This is a genomic window from Bacillus sp. FSL R5-0709, assembly GCF_038004785.1.
GTDB lineage: Bacteria > Bacillota > Bacilli > Bacillales > Bacillaceae_G > Bacillus_A > Bacillus_A mycoides.
Window position 1 is genome coordinate 1,185,741 of sequence record NZ_JBBORT010000001.1, and the last position, 20,457, is coordinate 1,206,197.

A 20,457-nucleotide genomic window follows, 5' to 3' on the forward strand; every position below is an offset into this window, starting at 1 on the left:
TCCATAAAGCTTTCATTATATAGTAGATGCAAAATCACAAGAAAATGACACGGACATTTGAATTATTAAAAAGAAATCTTAAATAGCTTGAACAAGTTAAAAAAATGGAAAGTTTATTGTATGTATAACATATGATTGAGTTGGAAGAGGGTGATTATGTTGAACAAGCAAGGAATTACAATTAGTCTATGTATGATTGTTCGCGATGAGGAAAATACAATAGATCGATGTTTGGACGCGGTAGAAAAAATTGTTGATGAAATTATTGTAGTTGATACAGGATCCACTGATCGAACGAAGGAAATTGTAGCAAAATACACTTCTAACATACACGATTTTCCGTGGATTGATGACTTTGCGGCAGCTAGAAATTTTGCGTTTTCAAAAGCAACGCAAGAATATATATTATGGTTAGATGCTGACGATGTGTTATTAGAGGAAGCTCAAGAATCACTGAAAACATTAAAACGAGAGTTAGATGGTAAAGTTGACGCTGTTTCTATGCCTTATTATCTTGTAATGGATTCTAATGGGAAACCTTTATATTGCACAAGAAGATATCGACTTGTAAAGCGTGAAAAACAATTTCAATGGTTTGGAAAGGTGCATGAGTATTTAGCTGTTTCTGGTGAGATTTACAATAGTAATGTCGCCATTACACATAAGAAAGAAAAAGAAATAACGAATCGTAATTTGAAAATTTTTCAAAATGCTGTAGCAGCTGGAGAAGAATTAAGCCCGAGAGATTTATTTTATTACGGTAATGAATCTATGGATAATCAAAAATACGACGATGCGGTTCTTCTGTATGAAACATTTCTTAATCAAGAGGAAGGATGGCATGAAGAGAAAATTTATGCATGTGGTAAGTTAGGAGATTGTTATGCGAAGTTAGGAGACTGGGAGAAGGCAGTTGAAACTTGTACGAAGTCGTTTCGTTATGGTATTCCTAGAGGAGAGAATTGTACAAGAATAGGATATATATATATGGAACAACAAAAGTATAATGAAGCGATATTTTGGTTTAAGCTAGCAACTGAAGTGCCGCTAGCAGAGGATAGTCCTTTTCACAGTCCGGCTAGTTATACGTGGATTCCATATTTACAAATGTGTATTTGTTATAGCAGATTAGGAGATCAAGATAAAGCTTATTATTATAATGAATTGGCAGCTTCTTATGTTCCGAATAATGCTGCGATTGAATATAACCGTAAATATTTTAGAGGCATCTATGATAAACAATATAAAATGTAATTTGTTCTATTTTTAGGAAATGACTTGTCGCTATTCTAATGATAGTAGAATGGCTATATATTAGATTATCGGTAATGCAACCAATAGAGATGGCATCCTTTGTAGAATATCTTTTGTTTATATTTCAAATTCAATTTGCATAAGGAGTGTGTGAAATGAATCGGGAGAAAAGTTCTTTATACGAAGAAAAATCTGAACATTATTATAATGCGATAAATCCTAATTTATTCAAGCATATAAAAAAGGAATGGCAAGAAGTTCTTGATATTGGTTGCTCGAGCGGTGCATTAGGAGCGGCTATAAAAGAAAATGGAGCACGTGTATCAGGAATTGAGGCGTTCCCAGAGGCTGCCGAAAAAGCGAAAGAAAAACTAGATCATGTTATTTTAGGTGATATAGAAACAATGGATCTTCCTTATGAGAAGGAACAATTTGATTGTGTCATATTCGGGGATGTATTAGAGCATTTATTTGATCCGTGGGCTGTTATAAAGAAAGTAAAGCCATATATAAAAGAAAATGGTGTGATTTTAGCTAGCATACCAAACGTTGCGCACATTTCAGTATTAGCTCCCTTACTCGCTGGAAATTGGACGTATACAGAATATGGATTATTAGATAAAACGCATATTCGTTTCTTTACTTTTAATGAAATGCTAAGAATGTTTTTAAAAGCAGGATATTCTATTAGTAAAGTAGATCGTGTATATGTTGATCATAAAATATATGAGCCACTTATTGAAGAGTTATATGGAATTTGTAAAAAGTATCGTCTTGGAAGTGGCTTCATGGCTGAGACAGTTGTATTTCAATATATTATTGAAGCAGAAAAATCACAATTATGAGTGCTGCAGAAAAAACAATACTATTTGTTACATGTATAAATGATCGGAAATTGTATGCACAATGTGCGCGACATATATTGAAATTGGCAGTACCTCCTGGGTATACTATACAATTTATGCCGATTCGAAATGCAAAAAGTATGACGAGCGGATACAATCAAGCCATTTCACATCCAGCGAAGTATAAAGTGTATTTACACCAAGATGTCTTTATTATAAATGGAGCCTTTCTATACGGATTAATTCAATTATTTGAGGAGCATGAACATCTTGGGATGATTGGGATGGTTGGATCCCAATATGTTCCTCCAAATGGTGTATGGAACGAAGGGCGTGGGATTGTCGGGAAAGTCATTGGTTATATGAACGATTTGTTTTATATGGCAAGTTTAGAGCAACCATTTCATGAATCGAAAACATTTATTCCTGTGGAATGTATTGACGGTTTATTGATGGCGACACAATATGATATTCCGTGGCGAGAGGACTTATTTGATGGGTTTGATTTTTATGATGTATCCCAATCTTTTGAATTTAAAAAAGCTGGGTATACAGTCGGTGTCCCTGTGCAGCGTGATGCTTGGTGTATTCATTATCATTTCGATGTAAATATGACGAACTATGAAAAGTATAGAAAAGTATTTGTAGAGAACTATATGTCAGATGTGAATAAGGAAGAATAGAGGGCTACAAAATGAAAGATCATACAATATTAGTTGTTGTTTGTGTAAATAATGAAGAGCTTTTCGAGCAATGCGAAAGGCAAATAAGAAACATTGTTGTTCCCCCTGGCTATGTAGTGCAAATTTTTCCGATACGAGATGCGAAAAGTATGGCAAGTGCGTACAATCGAGCACTTTCATATCCGGCGAAATATAAAGTATATATACATCAAGATACTTACCTTATTAATCGTGATATGTTTTGTACCCTCATTTCTCTTTTTAAAGAAAATGAAAAGCTTGGTTTAATTGGAGTAGCTGGTGCTCAGTTTTTACCGAGTAACGGGATATGGTGGGAAGGGAAAAATTTAGTAGGGAAAGTGATTGAGTACAGAAGACAGAATTATCAATTATTAAATTTGGATCTGGGTTTTTATGGAAATCAATCTTTTATGTCAGTGCAAGCAATCGATGGTTTACTCATGGCAACGCAGTATGATATTCCGTGGCGAGAGGATTTGTTTCAAGGATTTCATTTCTATGATGTGTCACAGTCTTTAGAATTTCAAAAGGCTGGATATTTAATTGGTATCCCTAATCAAGCAAATCTATGGTGTATTCATTACAACGGAGATGAGTTTGATGCGGATACATATGAGAAATACCGGGAAATTTTTGTGGAACATTATAAAGAGGTGCTATCTCCATCATAAGGGAGAGATGAAGGATGAAAGGGATTATTTTAGCAGGCGGGACAGGATCGAGATTATATCCAATAACGAAAGTAACGAATAAACATTTACTTCCCGTTGGGCGGTATCCGATGATTTATCATGCGGTATATAAGCTGAAGCGATGTGAAATTACAGATATTATGATTATTACCGGTAAAGAGCATATGGGAGATGTTGTGAGCTTTCTAGGAAGTGGTCAAGAGTTTGGTGTATCCTTTACGTATCGTGTGCAAGATAAGGCGGGTGGGATTGCGCAGGCACTAGGACTTTGTGAAGATTTCGTAGGAAATGATCGGATGGTAGTTATATTAGGAGATAATATCTTTTCAGATGATATTTGCCCGTATGTTGAAGAGTTTACAAGTCAAAAAGAAGGGGCTAAAGTGCTGCTTCAATCTGTAGAAGATCCCGAGCGATTTGGTGTAGCGCATATTCAAGGCCGAAAAATAATTGGAATTGAAGAAAAGCCGAATGAGCCGAAAAGTTCTTATGCTGTTACGGGAATTTATTTGTATGATTCGAAAGTCTTTTCTTATATAAAAGAATTAAAACCTTCCGCAAGAGGGGAACTTGAAATTACAGATATAAATAATTGGTATTTAAAACGAGGAGTACTTACTTATAATGAAATGAGCGGCTGGTGGACTGATGCGGGAACGCATGCTTCTCTTCAAAGAGCGAATACGTTAGCGCGGGATATAAACTTTGGGAAACAGTTTAATGGAGAATAGGTGAAAATATGAAAGTTGTAGAAACAAATTTTACCGATGCGAAATTGTTAGAACCGAGATTGTTTGAAGACGAGCGAGGTTTTTTTACTGAAAGTTATAATAAGAAGATGCTAGAATCGTTAGGGATTACGCATTCATTTCTGCAAGATAACGTATCTTATTCAGCGCATTCGGGGACGATTCGAGGGCTACACTTTCAAAAAAATCCGAAAGCACAAACGAAACTCATTCAAGTTATGCAAGGTGCAATATATGATGTTATCGTTGATTTGCGAAAAGATTCACCTACATTTAAAAAGTGGAGAGGTTATATTTTAAGTGCGGATAATCATAGGCAATTATTAGTGCCGAAAGGATTTGCTCATGGTTTTTGTACACTTGTACCTCATACAATTGTTATGTATAAAGTAGATGAGTATTATAGTGCTGATCACGATTCCGGTTTGCTTTGGGAAGATAAAGAATTATCAATTCCATGGCCGGTAACAAATCCTATCTTGTCCGATAAGGATCGAATATTACCATTACTTCAGGAATATGAAGATAGTTTTTAAGTAGGAGAGTTGTTTATGAATATATTAGTTACAGGTGGAGCTGGATTTATTGGAAGTAATTTCATTCACTATATGTTAAAAAACTATGAAACATATAAAATCATTAATTACGATGCATTAACATATAGCGGGAATTTAAATAATGTAAAGTCTATTCAAGAAAATCCTAACTACTCATTTGTAAAAGGGAAAATCCAAAATGGAGAGCTGCTGGAACATGTTGTTAAGGAACGTGACGTGCAAGTAATTGTAAATTTCGCAGCTGAATCACATGTGGATCGTAGTATTGAAAACCCAATTCCTTTTTATGATACGAATGTAATAGGTACAGTCACGCTGTTGGAGTTAGTGAAAAAATATTCACATATTAAACTCGTGCAAGTATCAACAGATGAAGTATACGGTTCTTTAGGGAAAACAGGAAAGTTTACCGAGGAAACCCCGCTAGCTCCTAATAGTCCATATTCTTCAAGTAAAGCGAGTAGCGACATGATAGCCTTATCTTATTATGAAACGTATCAATTACCGGTTATTATAACGCGTTGTTCTAATAACTACGGACCGTACCAATATCCTGAGAAATTAATTCCGTTAATGGTTACGAATGCGCTTGAAGGAAAGAAACTACCATTATATGGTGATGGATTGAATGTAAGGGATTGGCTGCATGTAACGGATCATTGTAGTGCAATTGACACCGTTTTGCATAAGGGATGTGTAGGAGAGGTGTATAATATCGGCGGAAATAACGAAAAAACAAATGTAGATGTTGTGGAACAAATTATAAAACTTTTAGGAAAAACGAAAAAAGATATTGAATTTGTAACAGACCGTTTAGGTCACGACCGTCGTTATGCGATTGATGCACAAAAAATGAAGAATGAGTTTGAATGGGAACCGAAGTATACGTTCGAACAAGGATTAAAAGAAACGGTGGAATGGTATAAAAACAATGTGGACTGGTGGAAACCATTAAAAGAAAAGTAAGGGGCATGTAGATGAAAGAACGGATTATCATAACGGGAGCGAACGGTCAGCTAGGGAAGCAACTACAAGAAGAGTTGAATTCTGAGGAATATGACATATATCCATTTGATAAAAAGTTATTAGATGTAACAAATATATCCCGAATTAAGCAAGTGGTACAAGAAATAAAGCCACATACAATTGTTCATTGTGCAGCGTATACGAAGGTAGATGGTGCTGAGAAAGAACAGGATCTTGCTTACTTAATAAATGCGATTGGAGCTCGAAATGTAGCGGTTGCTTCACAATTAGTAGGGGCTAAGTTAGTGTATGTCAGTACCGATTATGTATTTCCAGGTGACAAACCGGATGGCTATCATGAATTTCATAATCCAGCACCGATAAATATATATGGAGCTTCTAAATTTGCAGGAGAGCAGTTCGTAAAAGAGTTACATAATAAATATTTTATAGTTCGTACATCGTGGTTGTATGGTAAGTATGGAAATAATTTTGTGAAAACGATGCTACGATTAGGAAAAGAGAGAGAAAACATATCTGTTGTAGCGGATCAAATTGGCTCTCCTACGTACGTGGCAGATTTAAATATGATGATTAATAAGCTCATTCACACTTCTTTATACGGTACGTATCACGTATCCAATAGAGGATCATGTTCTTGGTTTGAATTTGCCCAAAAAATATTTTCGTATGCAAATATGAAAGTGAATGTATTACCTGTTTCAACTGAAGAATTCGGATCGGCGGCTGCGAGACCAAAATATTCTATCTTTCAACATAACATGCTACGATTAAATGGTTTTTTACAAATGCCTACTTGGGAAGAAGGATTAGAAAGGTTTTTTATAGAAACAAAAAGTCATTAACAAATTTATGTTAGTGACTTTTTTGTTTGCCTTTAAGAGGTTTTATGGTACTATAATTATAGTATCAGGTACTAATAACAAGTATAAGTATTTCTGGGAGGATATATCATGGAACTATTACAAGGGAAAACATTTGTTGTTATGGGCGTTGCGAACCAAAGAAGTATTGCATGGGGAATTGCTCGCTCTTTGCATAATGCAGGTGCAAAATTAATATTCACATATGCAGGAGAGCGTTTAGAAAGAAACGTTCGTGAACTAGCGGAAACATTAGAAGGACAAGAATCACTTGTATTACCTTGTGATGTAACGAATGATGAAGAACTTACAGCTTGCTTTGAAACTATTAAGCAAGAAGTTGGTACAATTCACGGTGTTGCACACTGTATTGCTTTTGCAAATCGTGATGATTTAAAAGGCGAATTTGTAGATACTTCTCGCGATGGATTTTTACTTGCACAAAATATTAGTGCATTCTCTTTAACAGCTGTAGCAAGAGAAGCGAAGAAAGTGATGACAGAAGGCGGAAATATTTTAACTTTAACATACCTTGGCGGCGAGCGCGTTGTGAAAAACTATAACGTTATGGGTGTTGCGAAAGCTTCGTTAGAAGCTAGCGTGAAATATTTAGCGAACGATTTAGGACAACATGGCATTCGCGTTAACGCTATTTCTGCAGGACCAATTCGTACGTTATCTGCGAAAGGTGTAGGCGACTTTAACTCAATCTTAAAAGAAATTGAGGAACGCGCACCACTTCGTCGTGCGACGACTCCAGAAGAAGTTGGAGATACAGCAGTATTCTTATTCAGTGATTTAGCACGCGGAGTAACAGGTGAAAACATTCATGTTGATTCAGGATATCATATTTTAGGATAAATATAATAGGAATTAAAGTTTAAAAAGGACAGTCTCTAAACGTTGAGACTGTCCTTTTTAATTGTTCCCAGAAAGAACGATTTTTAACGAAAGTTCTAGCCACGTTATGAATATAACTATAATAGTACACGATTTATCCAGCTACGTATGGAAGTGGGAGGGACGAGTGTGAAGAATAAAAATAAAAGTTCAACAGTTGGAAAACCGTTGTTATATATTGCACAAGTAAATTTAGAACTCGCTGCACCGAAAATAAAAAGAATTATTTTAACGAATTTCGAAGATGAGGATCAAAAAGAGCAAAGTAATAGAAATGAAAGTATTGTAAGTAGTGCTGTGGAAGAAGTGGTAGAACAAGAGAAACAAGAACCACGAGAGGAGCCTCAAGTGGAGGTGGAAGAAAAAGTAGAGGAAGAGCAAGTGAGAACGGTCCCTTACAATAAATCCTTTAAGGATATGAATAATGAAGAAAAAATTCATTTTTTATTAAATCGTCCTCATTACATTCCAAAAATAAGATGTAGAATAAGAACGACGACCGTCTCATATATAGGATCGATTATATCTTACCGTAATGGCATTGTATCCATTATGCCACCAAATAGTATGAGAGATATTCGATTATCTATAGAAGACATCAAATCGATTGATATGGCCGGCTTTTAAATATGTAAAGGTGGTAGAAAGCTTCTACCACCCCAATAGTTTTTTAGTTTACTTAACTATAGAAACGTCGCGTAAGCACTGAATAGCACAGAAGCAGCTTAAATCAACAGTAATGCAAGTAGATGTCGAGATTAATCTTGCATTTGGTATAGCTAAAAACGTACAAATTGGATCGTCGCCAGGTGGTACAGGAGACCCATCACCTAATACTACAGTTAACACACGTAGGACAGCACAGCTATCGTCATCTACGCTTTCTACACGGAAAATTGGAGATTGGCAGCTAGTAAGGCTTGAAGATGGTGCAAATGCTTCAAATGGCGTTCCAGCTTTTGTGTATAAAATAAAAGGGCGTGTATTTGCTACTGCTGCTGTATTGTGTGCTCCTAAAAATGGAATTTCACAACCAGAACCACATGTTGAACTAGAGCAATCTTGTAGTTCATTGATGAATTTTACGACGTCAACTACGCAGTGAGAAGAGCTATGGTGTTTATTTTCGTTACAACTCATTAATGTCACTCCTTATCTTCTTGTTTGTATTTACATTAATAAGATATTGGAGTGGGGGAGATTTGGTCACAATCTTAAGACCTTTTTTTTTAAATAGGCTAAAGAGGATAGGGAAGGTGGAATTATGTTATTTACAAGCTGGCTTTTATTTTTTATTTTTGCGCTAGCTGCATTTAGGTTAACTCGTCTTATTGTTTATGATAAAATTACAGCTTTTTTGCGAAGACCGTTTATTGATGAGTTAGAGATTACAGAGCCTGATGGAAGTGTATCGACTTTTACAAAGGTGAAAGGGAAAGGATTAAGAAAGTGGATTGGAGAATTATTAAGCTGCTATTGGTGTACAGGTGTGTGGGTTAGTGCTTTTTTATTAGTTTTATATAAATGGATTCCTATTGTTGCAGAGCCTGTACTAGCATTATTAGCCATTGCAGGTGCAGCAGCGATCATTGAAACAATTACAGGATATTTTATGGGAGAATAATAAAGTGAAAGTTTAATCAGTGTGGGGCATCCCTCGCTAATTATCAGCCCGCACCAATCGGGATAAATCTTCATGATGTTAGAAAAAGCGGAGTTTAAGAGGATGCGGGAACGGAAATAAAGAGTTGTTCATATAGTAAATAGACAGAATTGACAGTAGAGGAGATGTTTGCTGTGAGCAATAATCCAAGGCAAAATTCATATGATCTACAGCAGTGGTATAACATACAGCAACAGCAACAAGCACACCAACAGGCATATCAAGAACAGTTACAGCAACAAGGGTTTGTGAAAAAAAAGGGATGCAACTGTGGGAAAAAGAAGAATACAATAAAACAATATGAAGAATGAAACACTCATGTTACGGTGAGTGTTTTTTATTGTAAAAATAAAAAGCGGTATTTCAATTAAGAAATACCGCTTTTTACTAGCTAATTTGTGCAACTGTTAATGCTGCAGCACGGATGTCTACAGTTCCAAGCAGTTCAACTGGTACAATTTGAATTAAGTCACCAGGGTTTAAGTTAATAAGAATAACACCACTGGATACGTCTACTTCACCAGTACCAATAACGTTAGAGCGAACCGCTGTACCTGATCCAGGAATAATGTTAGCTGGTGTACCTAATGATAAGAAGAAACGACCAGCTTCTGGTGCAGTAGGAACGTTATCAAGACTGATCGTTAATGTATAACTGATTTGATAAATACCAGCTACTTGAATTCGAATACCGTCTCCGACACTTACTGTATTATTTATTACAGGAACAGTAATATTTGGGTTTGGACTTACGCTAGGTAATAGTAGTGGTGTGAATAGTGAAGCGAACTGAGGTGCAGAAGCGTTGAAAGCAAAACCGAAGGCAGGTAGTGTACTAGCTGGTTTCGCCTCACAATCAATGTTATTAAATTCGCAATCAGAAGAGAACATGTTTTTCACTCCTTTATCTGTTTCTACTTTTAGTTAATGAAAAGGACAGGTTCTATGTTCTAGACAAGTTCCCAATTTTATAAAAAATACATAATAATACCTTTTAAGCATGGATTGGGTGGCAGAATCATCTGCCACCCAATCCATGCTTAAATTAGTATTCAGTTTTATATAGAAACATCGCGTAAGCATTGAATAGCGCAGAAGCAACTTAAATCAACAGTAATACAAGAGGAGGTTGATACTAATCTTGCATTTGGTACAGCTAAAAATGTACAGATTGGATCGTCACCAGGTGGTACAGAGGTACCATCACCTAAAACTACAGTTAATACACGCAATACAGCACAGTCATCATCATCTATACTCTCTACACGGAAAATTGGAGATTGGCAGCTAGTAAGGCTTGCAGATGGTGCAAATGCTTCAAAAGGTGTTCCAGCTTTTGTGTATAAAATAAAAGGACGTGTATTCGCTACTGATGCAGTGTTATGTGCTCCTAAAAATGGAACTTCGCAACCAGATCCACATGTTGTGGTTGCACATTCTTGTAGTTCATGTATAAAACGAACGACATTAGATACACAGTTGAAATCACAATCATGGTGTTGATGATCTTCATTACAATTGCAGCTCATTATGTTCACTCCTTATCGTGAGTTCTGACATACACTATTACAATATGAACGGGATATGGTTGATATTACGTTAATTCTCAGGATAGAAACAGGGAATTTATATAGAGGGGATGTACATATCGTGATATGGAAAAAGACACCCATTATTTAATGGATGTCTTTTCAGGTAAATCTTTTTGCGTAGTATATAGAAAACGAGATATATCTAGTTTCTTTCCTCTGAAAAATTGCGGGGAGGAAATGTAAAGTTCTTCTTTTGCGCGTGTAATGGCGACATAGAGTAATCGTCGTTCTTCTTCTAATGCTTCAGAAGTCTCCGTCACACGGTCATTTGCATCTTTTAAAGAAGAAGTATGCGGCAATATACCATCGCTTGCTCCGAGTAAAAAGACGCATGGAAACTCAAGGCCTTTCGCGTTATGAATTGACATAAGCGATACAGCATCTTTTTGCGGCATTGTTTTTAATGCTTCCATTTCTTTTTGACCTTGAATGGCCTCGTTAATAAATTGTAAGTAAGCTGGAATATCCGTAAAGCGAGTTGCTGATTCCATTAATTCTTCTAACATTTCTTCTTGTATGTCCTTATGCATCGTAAAGGAAGAACGATCATTACTTTGTAAGTACTCTAAATACTTTCCTTTACCATGAATAATTTCTTTCAATGCTTTTTTCGGTTCAAGTTCTTTTATAAACTTAATAAAATCGATTCGCTCATTTACTTTTTTAACTTGAAAAGGTTTCAAGCTTGGGTTTAGTAATAGAAAATGAAGAAGAGAAGGGAAACGGCCCTCACCATATTTCCATTGTTCACGTTCAATAAATGAAATGCACTCATCACGACCAATATACATTGTTGGTAATATATTTGAAAGTGATTCGAGGCGGAACGGTTCAAGCACGAGTCGTAAGTGATCTAATACGGGCCTAATTAAAGAGTGTTCGTAGAACGATTGGCTCGCTCCATGTTTAATAAATGGAATCTTATGAATTGTAAGCTGATCAAGTAAAGAACGGCTTACAGAATGTGTACGATATAATAAACAAAAATCTTTATAATTTCGTTCACCACTATCTACTTTTTCCTGAATGAGTTGCAAAATTTGATTTGCTTCATCAAGAGTTGTCGCAGGTCGTGCATAAAACGGCTGTATGCCATCGTTACGAACAGAATATAGCTCTTTATCAAAACGTTCTTGATTGAGCTTAATAACTTCATTTCCAAGTCCTACGATAAATGGATTAGATCGATAATTCGTATTAAGTGCGATAATCGTAGTATTATCAAATTCCTTTGGAAAAGATAAAATAATTTGGTGACTTGCCCCTCGCCAGCCGTAAATCGCTTGATCGTCATCACCTGCGATAAATAAATTATTTCTCGGCGTGGCTAACAATTTTACAATTTCATATTGTGCATACGACGTATCTTGAAACTCATCTACTTCAATGTAATGAAAACGCTCTTGTAATTGAGTAAGCAGGGGAGCGTTATTTTCTAACATATAATACATTTCTAATAAGATGTCGTCAAAATCGATATAATTGTGTCGTTGTTTTACCTCTTCGAAACGTTCGTATACTTCTTTGAACTCTTGTTCAACCGGTGTTTTCGCTTTTACATCTTTCGGACGATTCAATTTGTTTTTCTCAAGTGAAATCATAGCGAGTATCGTTTCGGCATCATAATCGTCTTTTAAGCGCAATTCTTTCAAAATTTTCTTTATCATAATTTGTTTATGTTTTTCATTTGCTAAAATTTGCTGATTATATCCTTGACTACGAAGCAATTTTAAAAAGACAGAGTGGAATGTACCAGCAACGACATAGCTACTTGCGGCATGATTCATACCAGGTAAATTCGCTACACGGCTTCGAATTTCTTCAGCTGCTTTTTGTGTAAACGTCAGCAGCAAAATATTTCGCGGATGGACATGTTTTACATTAACTAAATAACCAACGCGAGTTGTTAAAACAGATGTTTTACCACTTCCAGCACCAGCTAGTGTAAGGACAGGTCCTTCTGTCGTTTGCACTGCTTCTAACTGTTTTTCATTTAAATAAACACCTTGCTGTTCTAAAGCGCGGAAATACGCCGCATCTGCATCTTCTTCCATAATTAAATGGGTAGATGTTTTCGGAATATGATACGCCGCTTGCGGAATGCCAGCGTGTGTTAACGGTTTTTGTGAAAATTTTTCTTGTGTCATATATTCACCTTCAAAACTATAGCATCAACATTTAACTTTAGCGGAAGAAAAAGAAAATAGCAATGTAAAAAACAGGAGGGGCTACCTCCTGCTACAAAATTATAATTCTTTTATCATTACGACGTGTGGGATATTTGCTTCCATAAACACATCAGAAGCCGTCACGTATCCTAGCTTCTTATAGAAAACTTCAGCATGTGTTTGAGCATGGAGTTTCAATTTCGGTAGAGACTCTTCTTTTGCATGCGCTTCAAGTGCATCCATAATGATTTTGCCAATGCCTTTTTGGCGATGGGAAGCTAGTACGCAAATGCGCTCCATTTTTCCTATTCCATCAACGATGCGGAAGCGACCAGCACCAACTGGAACATCATTATCATATATAACAACGTGTGTTGAAATCTCTTCAAACTCATCATACTCTTCTTCTGCAGAAACCTGTTGTTCATTTACAAATACTTGCTTACGTACAGAGAATGCATCACTTAGTTGTTCGTCCGTTTGTACGATTTGTGCGTGCAAATTAGTTGTTCTCCTTTCCGAGGTGGAATGTTTCATGTACAGTCCACGTTCCATTTTCTAATTGGTATAGAAGGTGGAAACGATCGATTGGTTGCTCATAATAGAAATCTTTCATACGTAATCGACCTAATACATCAGCGTGCTCTGCGTCTGATAAGTCTTGACCGATTGTTAAATGAGGTACGAAAGAGTACTCGCGCTCTTGTGTAAAGAAACCATTATGCATTTCTTCATTTAAGAAAGTAAGTTCAGGTGTTTTTTCTACTTTAAAATAAAGAACATTATTAACAGGTGCGAATGAACCGACTTTCCCAACATGAAGGGTGAAAGGGTTCGTTTTATTTGCGATTGTATGTAACTCATTCACAATCGATTCTAATTGTTCATCTTGCGTCTCAAAGGGTGTTTTCAATGTAATATGTGGCGGAACTAATGCGTAATGCGGATCATAACGTTTACGTAATCCGTTCGCTTTATCTTGAATCATTTTTGATGGAAAAATTACAATTCCTAATTTCATGTTCCAATTCCTCCCTTTGCAAGTCTAGTTAGATTTTGAGAATAAATCTCTTTATCTATTATATCAAATTATTCTGAATATCGCTCTCTATTATTTCATTGATAGAATATGAGAAAATGCTTTTGGTAAATCTGCTTGCCAATATTTCCATGTGTGATTCCCTTCAAACTCTTCATAATGCGTGATGAAATTTCTATCTGTAAGTAGTTTATTTAACTCGCGATTTGGTTCTACGAAATCAGATACTTGTCCGTCTGTACGCTTGACAGCTGTTTCTTCGGTCCCAATTACGTGATAAAGATCTAGCGCCCCCGGATTTTTGAAATCTTTTGCTAAGTTCATGACTGTTTCATCAACAAATGGTGATTGCATAACGACCTTACCAAATGTATGCGGATACATAAGTGCGGTCATGAAGGAAACTGTACCGCCGAGAGAATCTCCAATTAAAACGCGTCCTTTACCCATTTGATACGTTGGATAATTTGCATCAATATATGGAGCAAGCTCGTGAGCAAGGAAGCGAATGTAAGCAGCATTCTTTACATCATTTGGGAAATATTTTTCCTTACGATCGTGTACATTTTTATATGGAATACCGACAATAATTGTGCGGTCAATTTCTTCAGTTTCGCGAAGGCGCTCAATTACACGGTGCGCTTTACCAAGCTGAAAATAATCTCTACCATCTTGTGCAATAACAACCGTATGCTTATGGAGAGGTGTGTAATTTACTGGTAAATAAACAAGAAGTGTAAGCTCCTCTTGAAGTGATGTACTAAAAAATGAAATTTCTTCAATTCTCCCTATTGTTTGATTCATGTATATCCCCCTAAATAAAAATTTACTGTAATGATTGTAAGAGCGACGCTTGTAGTGAAAAGGAAAGAAATAATCACTAATAGGTGCCTTAATTTCTATTTTACCATAATGGTACGAAGAATCTAAAAAATTAGTATTTAAGTTGTGAAAGAAAACGGATATAATGAAGTGGGATTTTTTACAGGTGAGAGGGGAGACAGGATTTGAAACAAGAAAGATCAATCGCACTACCACTAGCAATTTCCATTATAGCAATTTCATTCGCAGCTGTTTTTGCAAAGATGTCCTCAGCACCATCTTCCGTTTTAAGTATGTATCGATTATGGATTATCGTACTTATTATGCTGCCGATCGTTTGGAAAAAACGGGAAGAGTTTAGTAGGATTCAAATAAAAGATTGGGGATTTTTAATTGGATCTGGTTTCTTTTTAGCTCTTCATTTTCTTCTATGGTTTGAATCCTTAAAGCATACGACAGTTGCTAGTTCGACGATTATTTTAGCACTTCAACCGATCGTATCTTTAGTGGGAGGTTTTTTCTTATTTAAAGAAAGAACAACCTATTCAGCAATTGCGACGATGGGAATTGCGATACTAGGCGTAATGTGTATTGGCTGGGGAGATTTAGGGCTAAGTGAGCAAGCAATTTATGGGGATATATTATCCTTTTTAAGTGTAATAGCAGTTGTCGGTTATTTATTTATCGGACAAACGACAGTAAAGAAAGTATCTCATTGGATTTATAGTTTCACTGTATTTGCCTTCGCTGGTATATTTATAGCGATTTATAACGTTATACTTCAAGTGCCATTTACAGGCTATACGAAGTGGGATTGGAGTATTTTTCTTTTACTTGCGATTGTACCGACAGTGTCACACGTCATTAATAATTGGTTATTAAATTACGTAAATGCAACAACGATTTCAATGAGCATTTTAGGAGAACCAGTTGGGGCATCTATACTAGCGTTCTTCTTACTTGGAGAAAAATTAAATGCAATGCAAATTATCGGTAGCATGCTCGTATTGTTTGGTGTATCTGTTTTCTTACTACAGCAACAAAAGCGAACAGCAAAAAATGTGGTGAACGAACCGGCTTATACACAGGAATTATAACGAGTTTATTCTAATATACGAAAAGAGAAGTTATTGGTAACTTCTCTTTTTTTTGTTCCATGCAGAAAAGAAAACAGATTAATAGGGGGAATTCCCGCCATGTAGCATGAAAAAAGATAATATATAGTGGGGGAAGGAGAGACCAAATGAAAGAGATTTTAATGAAATACATGACAAATCTTACAACATTAAGTGAAGAGCAGCAGCGCATGATCGTAGAAGAATTACAAATTGAAGAGTATAAAAAAGGAACAGTGCTCTTAAGACAAGGAGATGTTCCGTCTAAATGTTATTTTGTATTAAAAGGATGCGTGAGGCAACATTGTATAGATGAATCTGGAAAAGAAGTTACATCAAATTTTTATACAGAAGAACAAGCAATCGCAAATTTCAATCATCATAAACAAGATAAATTATCCCCACATACGTTAACGTGCCTAGAAGATTGTCTAGTTGTAGTTGGCGATCTGTATAGTGAAAAGGACATGTATAAGAAATATTCACAGTTAGAAGAAATGACGCGCCAAATGATTGAATACAATTTTGGTGAAGTACAAGAAGAGCTTACGTTATTTATTGCATCGACACCAGAAGAACGATATAAAGCATTATTACAAAAACGACCGTATTTAATCGATCGTGTTCCGCAATATCAGCTAGCGAGCTATCTTGGTATTACGCCAGAATCATTAAGTAGAATTAAGAAACGACTCAAACAGTAGAGTTTTTTCCACCTCTAAGCAATAGCCATATACTAAATCCTAGTTCACCTGCGATCATCGGTAGTTGAAAGACAACGTTAAGAATGGAAATAATCGCATCATATTGTGAAAACATCGTATTCATTACGTTAATGATGATATAGCCGATTGCAGCAATGAGCAGTAATATACTAATAGTTTTCGGTATGTTTTTAGATTGAAAGGTTACGTATCCTAAGGTGAGAAGATGTAAGCCGAAAATGATTAATCCTACAGACAAAATGTATTCAAAAGCTTCTAGAAATAACATTGTATATGCTTCTGAATTAGCAACTGTGCTTTTGGAAAGAAGTAATACAAATATTAAATTGAATATAGCAATCCCAAGTATAGCTGTATACATAAGACGAAGACAGGCAGCTAGTAATGAGAGGCTAGTATAGATAGGTTTTAGAAAGAAATAAAGAGCCCACGAGGCGATAATATCCGTAATAAAAATGATAATCCATCCGAAAATTTCTGCTTTGAAAAGTGAACTTGAAGTTTGAATATTATGGAGTGTCGTGCTCGCATTACTTGGTACAACGAGATTTCCGTGAACAAAACCGTAAGAAAAAAATGCAGTGAATGCCATGATAAGAAGAGAAGTGCCTGCAAATAAGGCAAAATTTCGCTCAGTCATAATACGTCCTCCTATTCTAATGTTGTTTTCATTGTAATAGGGAAGAGGAGGAGATTCATTGACTTAAATCAAGGGAGAGGAAGTTTAGTGGAATTTCCATCAAAAAAAGATGTATGGTTATATCCGATTTTTTTCGTTGTCATTGGAGCGTGTTTTGCTCCCATATTTGTAGGGAGAGAATATTTTCTTTTATTTTTTACAATTCCGTTGGCTATACTGTTTAGTTGGAGTTGGTTTTCAACAAAATATATCGTTAAGGAAGAAATAATTATGATTACATCAGGTCCGGTTAAAAAGCGTATATTTATACGAGACATAAAACGAATTTCCAATACAAAAAATCCAATAGCGGCTTATGCGTTATCATTCGATCGATTAGAAATTGTTTACGGATCATATGAAACAGAGATTATTTCTCCTAAAAATAAAGAACAATTTATTAATCTTGTGAAAAGTAAAAATCCGCACATTGAAATAAAGTAAAAGAGTGGCTACGAAGCCACTCTTTTACTTTGGATTTGTCATATAAGGTTGTACATGAATGACGCATAGGTCACGAAATTTTCCTTCAGCAGTTGTAACAATTACGACTGCTCTTCCCGCACTTTGTCCAGTAATCGTCACAGTTTCACCTTTTGGATATATTGTGATGACATCAGAATTCATATTGGTCCAAATAAGTTCTTTATTCGTCGCTTGCATTGGTAAAACGGAAGCTGATAACTCAGTACTTTGCCCGGTTTTTATTTTTAACTTATTTTTTTCCATATGAACACCGATAACTGAAATAACAGAAGGAGCAATTGAAATTTTGGGTGGATTAGGTTGAATGTTTAAACGAGAAGCAGAAGTATTTGTAATAGGTGAAAATTTTCTTATGTGTTGTTGCTGGAAAGCTGCTAACATGTTGGAGTCCCCTTTCTGTATAAGTGCTAATACTAATACTATAAAGGAGTAGTGTTATGTTAAATTTAACGAAACATAAAGAATTTGTTAAATTTGAGAAGAAGATTGTCGAACTGTAATAAAAAAAGCTCTGCTGTTACGATAACAGCAAAGCTTTTTTATAGACTATGACTATGTTGTTTTTCGAAATCCTCAAATTGCTCTTCAACTTCTTTTGAAGGTTGAGTTAGTAAACTAACGATTATGATTGCTAGTAAACTAATTGTGAAACCAGGAATCATTTCATATAAGAAGTTTGTTAAGAATTTAAATTGAGTCCATATAATAACAGTCGCGGCACCAGAAATCATACCAGCAAGCGCGCCCCATTTCGTCATACGTTTCCAATATAGACTTAATAAAATAGCTGGTCCGAATGAAGAACCAAATCCAGCCCAAGCGTATCCAACAAGAGCTAAAATCGTATCATTTTGTTTAAACGCTAATGCGCACCCAACTAAGGCGATACCAAGAACAGCCATACGACCGACAAATACAAGCTCTTTATCAGAAGCAGAACGTTTAAAGAATGTATGATATAAGTCTTCTGTTACAGCACTTGAAGTAACGAGAAGCTGAGATGAGATTGTACTCATAATTGCAGCTAAAATCGCTGCTAATAAAAATCCAGTAATAAGTGGATGGAATAAAATTTTTCCAAGCTCAAGGAAAATTGTCTCTGGGTTAGATAATGTCAAATCTTGTTGTGAATAGTAGGCAATACCGATAAGACCAGTAAACATAGCTCCGACAACAGAGAAAATCATCCAGCTCATACCAATTCTTCGTGCGCTTTTAAGTTCTTTTACAGAAGAAATTGCCATAAAGCGTACGATAATATGAGGTTGTCCAACATAACCAAGGCCCCATGCGAATAAGGAAACAATTCCTAAAGTGGAGGCACCTTTAAAAATATCTAAACGTGTTGGATCTACAGATCGAATTGTATCAAATGCAGGTCCAAGTCCGTTTGCATTCATAATTGTTACGATAGGAACAAGAATAAGAGCAACTACCATAATGATTCCTTGCACGAAGTCTGTCCAACTTACAGCTAAGAAACCACCAAATAATGTGTAAGCTACAACAACGCCTGCTACAATGAATAATCCAATATGATAGTTCATACCAAATGAATTTTCAAATAATACAGCGCCTGAAACTAGTCCTGAAGCTACATAAAAAGTAAAGAAAATCATAATAACAAGTCCGGATACTAAGCGTAGCATGTGAGATTTGTCGTGGAAACGGTGTTCCAAAAATTCTGGAATAGTAATAGAGTTGTTTGCAATTTCAGAGTAGGTACGTAAGCGAGGAGCGACATAAAGCCAGTTTGCGTATGCGCCTAATGTTAGGCCGATCGCAATCCAACTACTACTTAATCCAACGCTAAACATTGCACCGGGTAATCCCATTAAAAGCCAACCACTCATATCAGATGCTCCAGCACTTAATGCTGTTACTGCGGGGCCTAGTGTACGCCCGCCAAGCATATAATCTGTTAAGTTGGACGTTCGTTTGTAGGCGAAATAGCCGATTACTAACATCCCGAGCATGTAAATAGAGATAGAAGTTAAAGTTAACATCTGCGTACTCATGTAGTTCCCCTTCCTTTTGTCATGTCTTTTGATGCGTTATGCATATTTATAATCTATCATGATTATTCAGAAAAATCCATTCAAAAATATGAATTTTCTGAAATGTAAGCGTTTTTTGACAATGTTTCGCTTTTGTAATATATGATTTTCTGACAAAAAACCTTAATTTTAATAGAGTATTTATTATATTTACATAAAAACAGGTTGTTTTGTCAATATAATATCGAACGAAGAAAAAATATTTTTTTCGAAAAAAGTATTGACTTTTTAGAAACGTGAGGAATATAATGAGTGCAACTTAAAAAAATGCAAGCGTTGATGAAGAAGAGTACACATGATGAACATGTCAGAGAGCTGATGGTTGGTGCGAATCAGTATGGAATTGATGTGGAATGGGCTTCGGAGCTTCCAAACCGAAACGAAAGAAGTAGGCTTTGGCGACATGATCTCATCGATATAAGAGACACGTATTGTTTTTGATACGGTAAAGTGCGTTACGTTTGTAACGAATTAAGGTGGCACCACGGGAGTACCCGTCCTTTCTATAGGATGAGTACTCCCTTTTTGTGTATAAAAAATTAAATATGTTAAATCGTTTA

General features: G+C 35.8%; 25 protein-coding genes and 2 other annotated features (1 of these 27 cut by a window edge). Of the genes, 15 read left to right on the top strand and 10 right to left on the bottom strand.

All coding sequences use genetic code 11. The annotated features are described in order from the left end of the window. The first annotated feature begins 156 nt into the window (after window positions 1-156). The 10 genes from MKX37_RS06065 to MKX37_RS06110 all read left to right on the top strand — a co-directional run bounded on the left by MKX37_RS06065 (window position 157) and on the right by MKX37_RS06110 (window position 8,178). Window positions 157-1,254 (top strand): tetratricopeptide repeat-containing glycosyltransferase family 2 protein, encoded by a 1,098-nt coding sequence (locus MKX37_RS06065; RefSeq protein WP_002140850.1) that lies wholly within the window; start codon window positions 157-159, stop codon window positions 1,252-1,254. A gap of 155 nt (window positions 1,255-1,409) precedes the next feature. Next, window positions 1,410-2,099 carry a class I SAM-dependent methyltransferase gene (locus MKX37_RS06070; protein ID WP_002125965.1) on the top strand — a complete coding sequence of 230 codons (690 nt, stop codon included), beginning with the start codon at window positions 1,410-1,412 and terminating at the stop codon, window positions 2,097-2,099. Further along, complete coding sequence (locus MKX37_RS06075) at window positions 2,096-2,782, top strand: glycosyltransferase family protein (protein ID WP_002140852.1); 687 nt, start codon at window positions 2,096-2,098, stop codon at window positions 2,780-2,782. The genes MKX37_RS06070 and MKX37_RS06075 overlap by 4 nt, the downstream gene beginning before the upstream one ends. Before the next feature lie 11 nt (window positions 2,783-2,793). Next, on the top strand, window positions 2,794-3,474 hold the full coding sequence (locus MKX37_RS06080) for a glycosyltransferase family protein (protein ID WP_002125968.1): 681 nt from the start codon (window positions 2,794-2,796) through the stop codon (window positions 3,472-3,474). A gap of 14 nt (window positions 3,475-3,488) precedes the next feature. Beyond that, window positions 3,489-4,226, top strand: coding sequence for a sugar phosphate nucleotidyltransferase (locus MKX37_RS06085; RefSeq protein ID WP_002030415.1), 738 nt, complete (start codon window positions 3,489-3,491; stop codon window positions 4,224-4,226). A gap of 8 nt (window positions 4,227-4,234) precedes the next feature. Next, a complete protein-coding gene (rfbC, locus tag MKX37_RS06090) occupies window positions 4,235-4,780 on the top strand; it encodes a dTDP-4-dehydrorhamnose 3,5-epimerase (RefSeq protein WP_002011381.1) in 546 nt (181 codons plus the stop codon). A 15-nt stretch (window positions 4,781-4,795) separates the two neighbouring features. Further along, window positions 4,796-5,767 carry a dTDP-glucose 4,6-dehydratase gene (gene rfbB, locus MKX37_RS06095; RefSeq protein ID WP_002125972.1) on the top strand — a complete coding sequence of 324 codons (972 nt, stop codon included), beginning with the start codon at window positions 4,796-4,798 and terminating at the stop codon, window positions 5,765-5,767. Between the two features lie 11 nt (window positions 5,768-5,778). Then, entirely contained in the window at window positions 5,779-6,633 is an 855-nt protein-coding gene (rfbD, locus tag MKX37_RS06100; protein WP_002011383.1) for a dTDP-4-dehydrorhamnose reductase, read from the top strand. Between the two features lie 108 nt (window positions 6,634-6,741). After that, window positions 6,742-7,512: an enoyl-ACP reductase FabI gene (fabI, locus tag MKX37_RS06105; RefSeq protein ID WP_002011384.1), complete on the top strand. Its 771-nt coding sequence runs from the start codon at window positions 6,742-6,744 to the stop codon at window positions 7,510-7,512. A gap of 147 nt (window positions 7,513-7,659) precedes the next feature. After that, window positions 7,660-8,178: a CotO family spore coat protein gene (locus MKX37_RS06110; protein WP_002030408.1), complete on the top strand. Its 519-nt coding sequence runs from the start codon at window positions 7,660-7,662 to the stop codon at window positions 8,176-8,178. Window positions 8,179-8,226: 48 nt separating this feature from the next. On the opposite strand, the gene exsY is transcribed toward MKX37_RS06110, so the two are convergent. After that, window positions 8,227-8,691, bottom strand: coding sequence for an exosporium assembly protein ExsY (exsY, locus tag MKX37_RS06115; RefSeq protein WP_002125979.1), 465 nt, complete (start codon window positions 8,689-8,691; stop codon window positions 8,227-8,229). A gap of 124 nt (window positions 8,692-8,815) precedes the next feature. Between exsY and MKX37_RS06120 the strand changes: the two genes are divergently transcribed. Together MKX37_RS06120 and MKX37_RS06125 are read left to right on the top strand one after the other, a co-directional pair. After that, window positions 8,816-9,175 carry a DUF1360 domain-containing protein gene (locus MKX37_RS06120; protein WP_000899658.1) on the top strand — a complete coding sequence of 120 codons (360 nt, stop codon included), beginning with the start codon at window positions 8,816-8,818 and terminating at the stop codon, window positions 9,173-9,175. Between the two features lie 164 nt (window positions 9,176-9,339). Then, window positions 9,340-9,525 (top strand): hypothetical protein, encoded by a 186-nt coding sequence (locus MKX37_RS06125; RefSeq protein WP_033708144.1) that lies wholly within the window; start codon window positions 9,340-9,342, stop codon window positions 9,523-9,525. A gap of 76 nt (window positions 9,526-9,601) precedes the next feature. Here MKX37_RS06125 and exsF read toward each other — a convergent pair whose 3' ends face one another. The 6 genes from exsF to MKX37_RS06155 form a co-directional block, all read right to left on the bottom strand. Beyond that, window positions 9,602-10,105: an exosporium protein ExsF gene (exsF, locus tag MKX37_RS06130; RefSeq protein ID WP_002011391.1), complete on the bottom strand. Its 504-nt coding sequence runs from the start codon at window positions 10,103-10,105 to the stop codon at window positions 9,602-9,604. A 167-nt stretch (window positions 10,106-10,272) separates the two neighbouring features. After that, on the bottom strand, window positions 10,273-10,743 hold the full coding sequence (cotY, locus tag MKX37_RS06135) for a spore coat protein CotY (protein WP_002011392.1): 471 nt from the start codon (window positions 10,741-10,743) through the stop codon (window positions 10,273-10,275). Window positions 10,744-10,886: 143 nt separating this feature from the next. Then, window positions 10,887-12,953: an ATP-dependent helicase gene (locus MKX37_RS06140; RefSeq protein WP_002125980.1), complete on the bottom strand. Its 2,067-nt coding sequence runs from the start codon at window positions 12,951-12,953 to the stop codon at window positions 10,887-10,889. Window positions 12,954-13,052: 99 nt separating this feature from the next. After that, window positions 13,053-13,475, bottom strand: a complete 423-nt coding sequence (locus tag MKX37_RS06145; RefSeq protein WP_002125981.1) for a GNAT family N-acetyltransferase — start codon at window positions 13,473-13,475, stop codon at window positions 13,053-13,055. A 1-nt stretch (window position 13,476) separates the two neighbouring features. After that, window positions 13,477-13,995 (bottom strand): YjcG family protein, encoded by a 519-nt coding sequence (locus tag MKX37_RS06150; protein WP_002011397.1) that lies wholly within the window; start codon window positions 13,993-13,995, stop codon window positions 13,477-13,479. A 90-nt stretch (window positions 13,996-14,085) separates the two neighbouring features. After that, window positions 14,086-14,817: an alpha/beta hydrolase gene (locus MKX37_RS06155; RefSeq protein ID WP_002030493.1), complete on the bottom strand. Its 732-nt coding sequence runs from the start codon at window positions 14,815-14,817 to the stop codon at window positions 14,086-14,088. Between the two features lie 203 nt (window positions 14,818-15,020). Between MKX37_RS06155 and MKX37_RS06160 the strand changes: the two genes are divergently transcribed. Further along, complete coding sequence (locus tag MKX37_RS06160) at window positions 15,021-15,932, top strand: DMT family transporter (protein ID WP_002030492.1); 912 nt, start codon at window positions 15,021-15,023, stop codon at window positions 15,930-15,932. Window positions 15,933-16,078: 146 nt separating this feature from the next. Further along, window positions 16,079-16,654, top strand: coding sequence for a Crp/Fnr family transcriptional regulator (locus tag MKX37_RS06165; protein ID WP_002125984.1), 576 nt, complete (start codon window positions 16,079-16,081; stop codon window positions 16,652-16,654). Here MKX37_RS06165 and MKX37_RS06170 read toward each other — a convergent pair. Continuing rightward, window positions 16,644-17,315: a DUF4386 domain-containing protein gene (locus MKX37_RS06170; RefSeq protein ID WP_078422198.1), complete on the bottom strand. Its 672-nt coding sequence runs from the start codon at window positions 17,313-17,315 to the stop codon at window positions 16,644-16,646. The genes MKX37_RS06165 and MKX37_RS06170 overlap by 11 nt on opposite strands. Window positions 17,316-17,402: 87 nt before the next feature. Here MKX37_RS06170 and MKX37_RS06175 point away from each other — a divergent pair, with 87 nt between their 5' ends. Then, window positions 17,403-17,798 (top strand): PH domain-containing protein, encoded by a 396-nt coding sequence (locus tag MKX37_RS06175; protein ID WP_002168888.1) that lies wholly within the window; start codon window positions 17,403-17,405, stop codon window positions 17,796-17,798. Window positions 17,799-17,822: 24 nt separating this feature from the next. Here the strand turns inward: MKX37_RS06175 and MKX37_RS06180 are convergent, their stop codons facing one another. Together MKX37_RS06180 and putP are read right to left on the bottom strand one after the other, a co-directional pair. Continuing rightward, window positions 17,823-18,221 (bottom strand): Ig-like domain-containing protein, encoded by a 399-nt coding sequence (locus tag MKX37_RS06180; RefSeq protein ID WP_002125992.1) that lies wholly within the window; start codon window positions 18,219-18,221, stop codon window positions 17,823-17,825. Window positions 18,222-18,379: 158 nt separating this feature from the next. Continuing rightward, on the bottom strand, window positions 18,380-19,858 hold the full coding sequence (gene putP / locus MKX37_RS06185) for a sodium/proline symporter PutP (RefSeq protein WP_002125993.1): 1,479 nt from the start codon (window positions 19,856-19,858) through the stop codon (window positions 18,380-18,382). A 306-nt stretch (window positions 19,859-20,164) separates the two neighbouring features. Next, window positions 20,165-20,402, top strand: a binding site (T-box leader). A 42-nt stretch (window positions 20,403-20,444) separates the two neighbouring features. Then, window positions 20,445-20,457, top strand: a binding site (T-box leader); it runs 232 nt beyond the window's last position.

Coding starts and splice junctions, on each gene's coding strand:
- cotY (WP_002011392.1), bottom strand. CDS start 10,743: ATGAGCTGCAATTGTAATGAAGATCATCAACACCATGATTGTGATTTC.
- MKX37_RS06085 (WP_002030415.1), top strand. CDS start 3,489: ATGAAAGGGATTATTTTAGCAGGCGGGACAGGATCGAGATTATATCCA.
- MKX37_RS06165 (WP_002125984.1), top strand. CDS start 16,079: ATGAAAGAGATTTTAATGAAATACATGACAAATCTTACAACATTAAGT.
- MKX37_RS06080 (WP_002125968.1), top strand. CDS start 2,794: ATGAAAGATCATACAATATTAGTTGTTGTTTGTGTAAATAATGAAGAG.
- putP (WP_002125993.1), bottom strand. CDS start 19,858: ATGAGTACGCAGATGTTAACTTTAACTTCTATCTCTATTTACATGCTC.
- exsF (WP_002011391.1), bottom strand. CDS start 10,105: ATGTTCTCTTCTGATTGCGAATTTAATAACATTGATTGTGAGGCGAAA.
- MKX37_RS06125 (WP_033708144.1), top strand. CDS start 9,340: ATGTTTGCTGTGAGCAATAATCCAAGGCAAAATTCATATGATCTACAG.
- MKX37_RS06150 (WP_002011397.1), bottom strand. CDS start 13,995: ATGAAATTAGGAATTGTAATTTTTCCATCAAAAATGATTCAAGATAAA.
- exsY (WP_002125979.1), bottom strand. CDS start 8,691: ATGAGTTGTAACGAAAATAAACACCATAGCTCTTCTCACTGCGTAGTT.
- MKX37_RS06120 (WP_000899658.1), top strand. CDS start 8,816: ATGTTATTTACAAGCTGGCTTTTATTTTTTATTTTTGCGCTAGCTGCA.
- MKX37_RS06070 (WP_002125965.1), top strand. CDS start 1,410: ATGAATCGGGAGAAAAGTTCTTTATACGAAGAAAAATCTGAACATTAT.
- MKX37_RS06140 (WP_002125980.1), bottom strand. CDS start 12,953: ATGACACAAGAAAAATTTTCACAAAAACCGTTAACACACGCTGGCATT.
- rfbB (WP_002125972.1), top strand. CDS start 4,796: ATGAATATATTAGTTACAGGTGGAGCTGGATTTATTGGAAGTAATTTC.
- MKX37_RS06180 (WP_002125992.1), bottom strand. CDS start 18,221: ATGTTAGCAGCTTTCCAGCAACAACACATAAGAAAATTTTCACCTATT.
- fabI (WP_002011384.1), top strand. CDS start 6,742: ATGGAACTATTACAAGGGAAAACATTTGTTGTTATGGGCGTTGCGAAC.
- MKX37_RS06110 (WP_002030408.1), top strand. CDS start 7,660: ATGGAAGTGGGAGGGACGAGTGTGAAGAATAAAAATAAAAGTTCAACA.
- rfbD (WP_002011383.1), top strand. CDS start 5,779: ATGAAAGAACGGATTATCATAACGGGAGCGAACGGTCAGCTAGGGAAG.
- rfbC (WP_002011381.1), top strand. CDS start 4,235: ATGAAAGTTGTAGAAACAAATTTTACCGATGCGAAATTGTTAGAACCG.
- MKX37_RS06155 (WP_002030493.1), bottom strand. CDS start 14,817: ATGAATCAAACAATAGGGAGAATTGAAGAAATTTCATTTTTTAGTACA.
- MKX37_RS06065 (WP_002140850.1), top strand. CDS start 157: ATGTTGAACAAGCAAGGAATTACAATTAGTCTATGTATGATTGTTCGC.
- MKX37_RS06075 (WP_002140852.1), top strand. CDS start 2,096: ATGAGTGCTGCAGAAAAAACAATACTATTTGTTACATGTATAAATGAT.
- MKX37_RS06170 (WP_078422198.1), bottom strand. CDS start 17,315: ATGACTGAGCGAAATTTTGCCTTATTTGCAGGCACTTCTCTTCTTATC.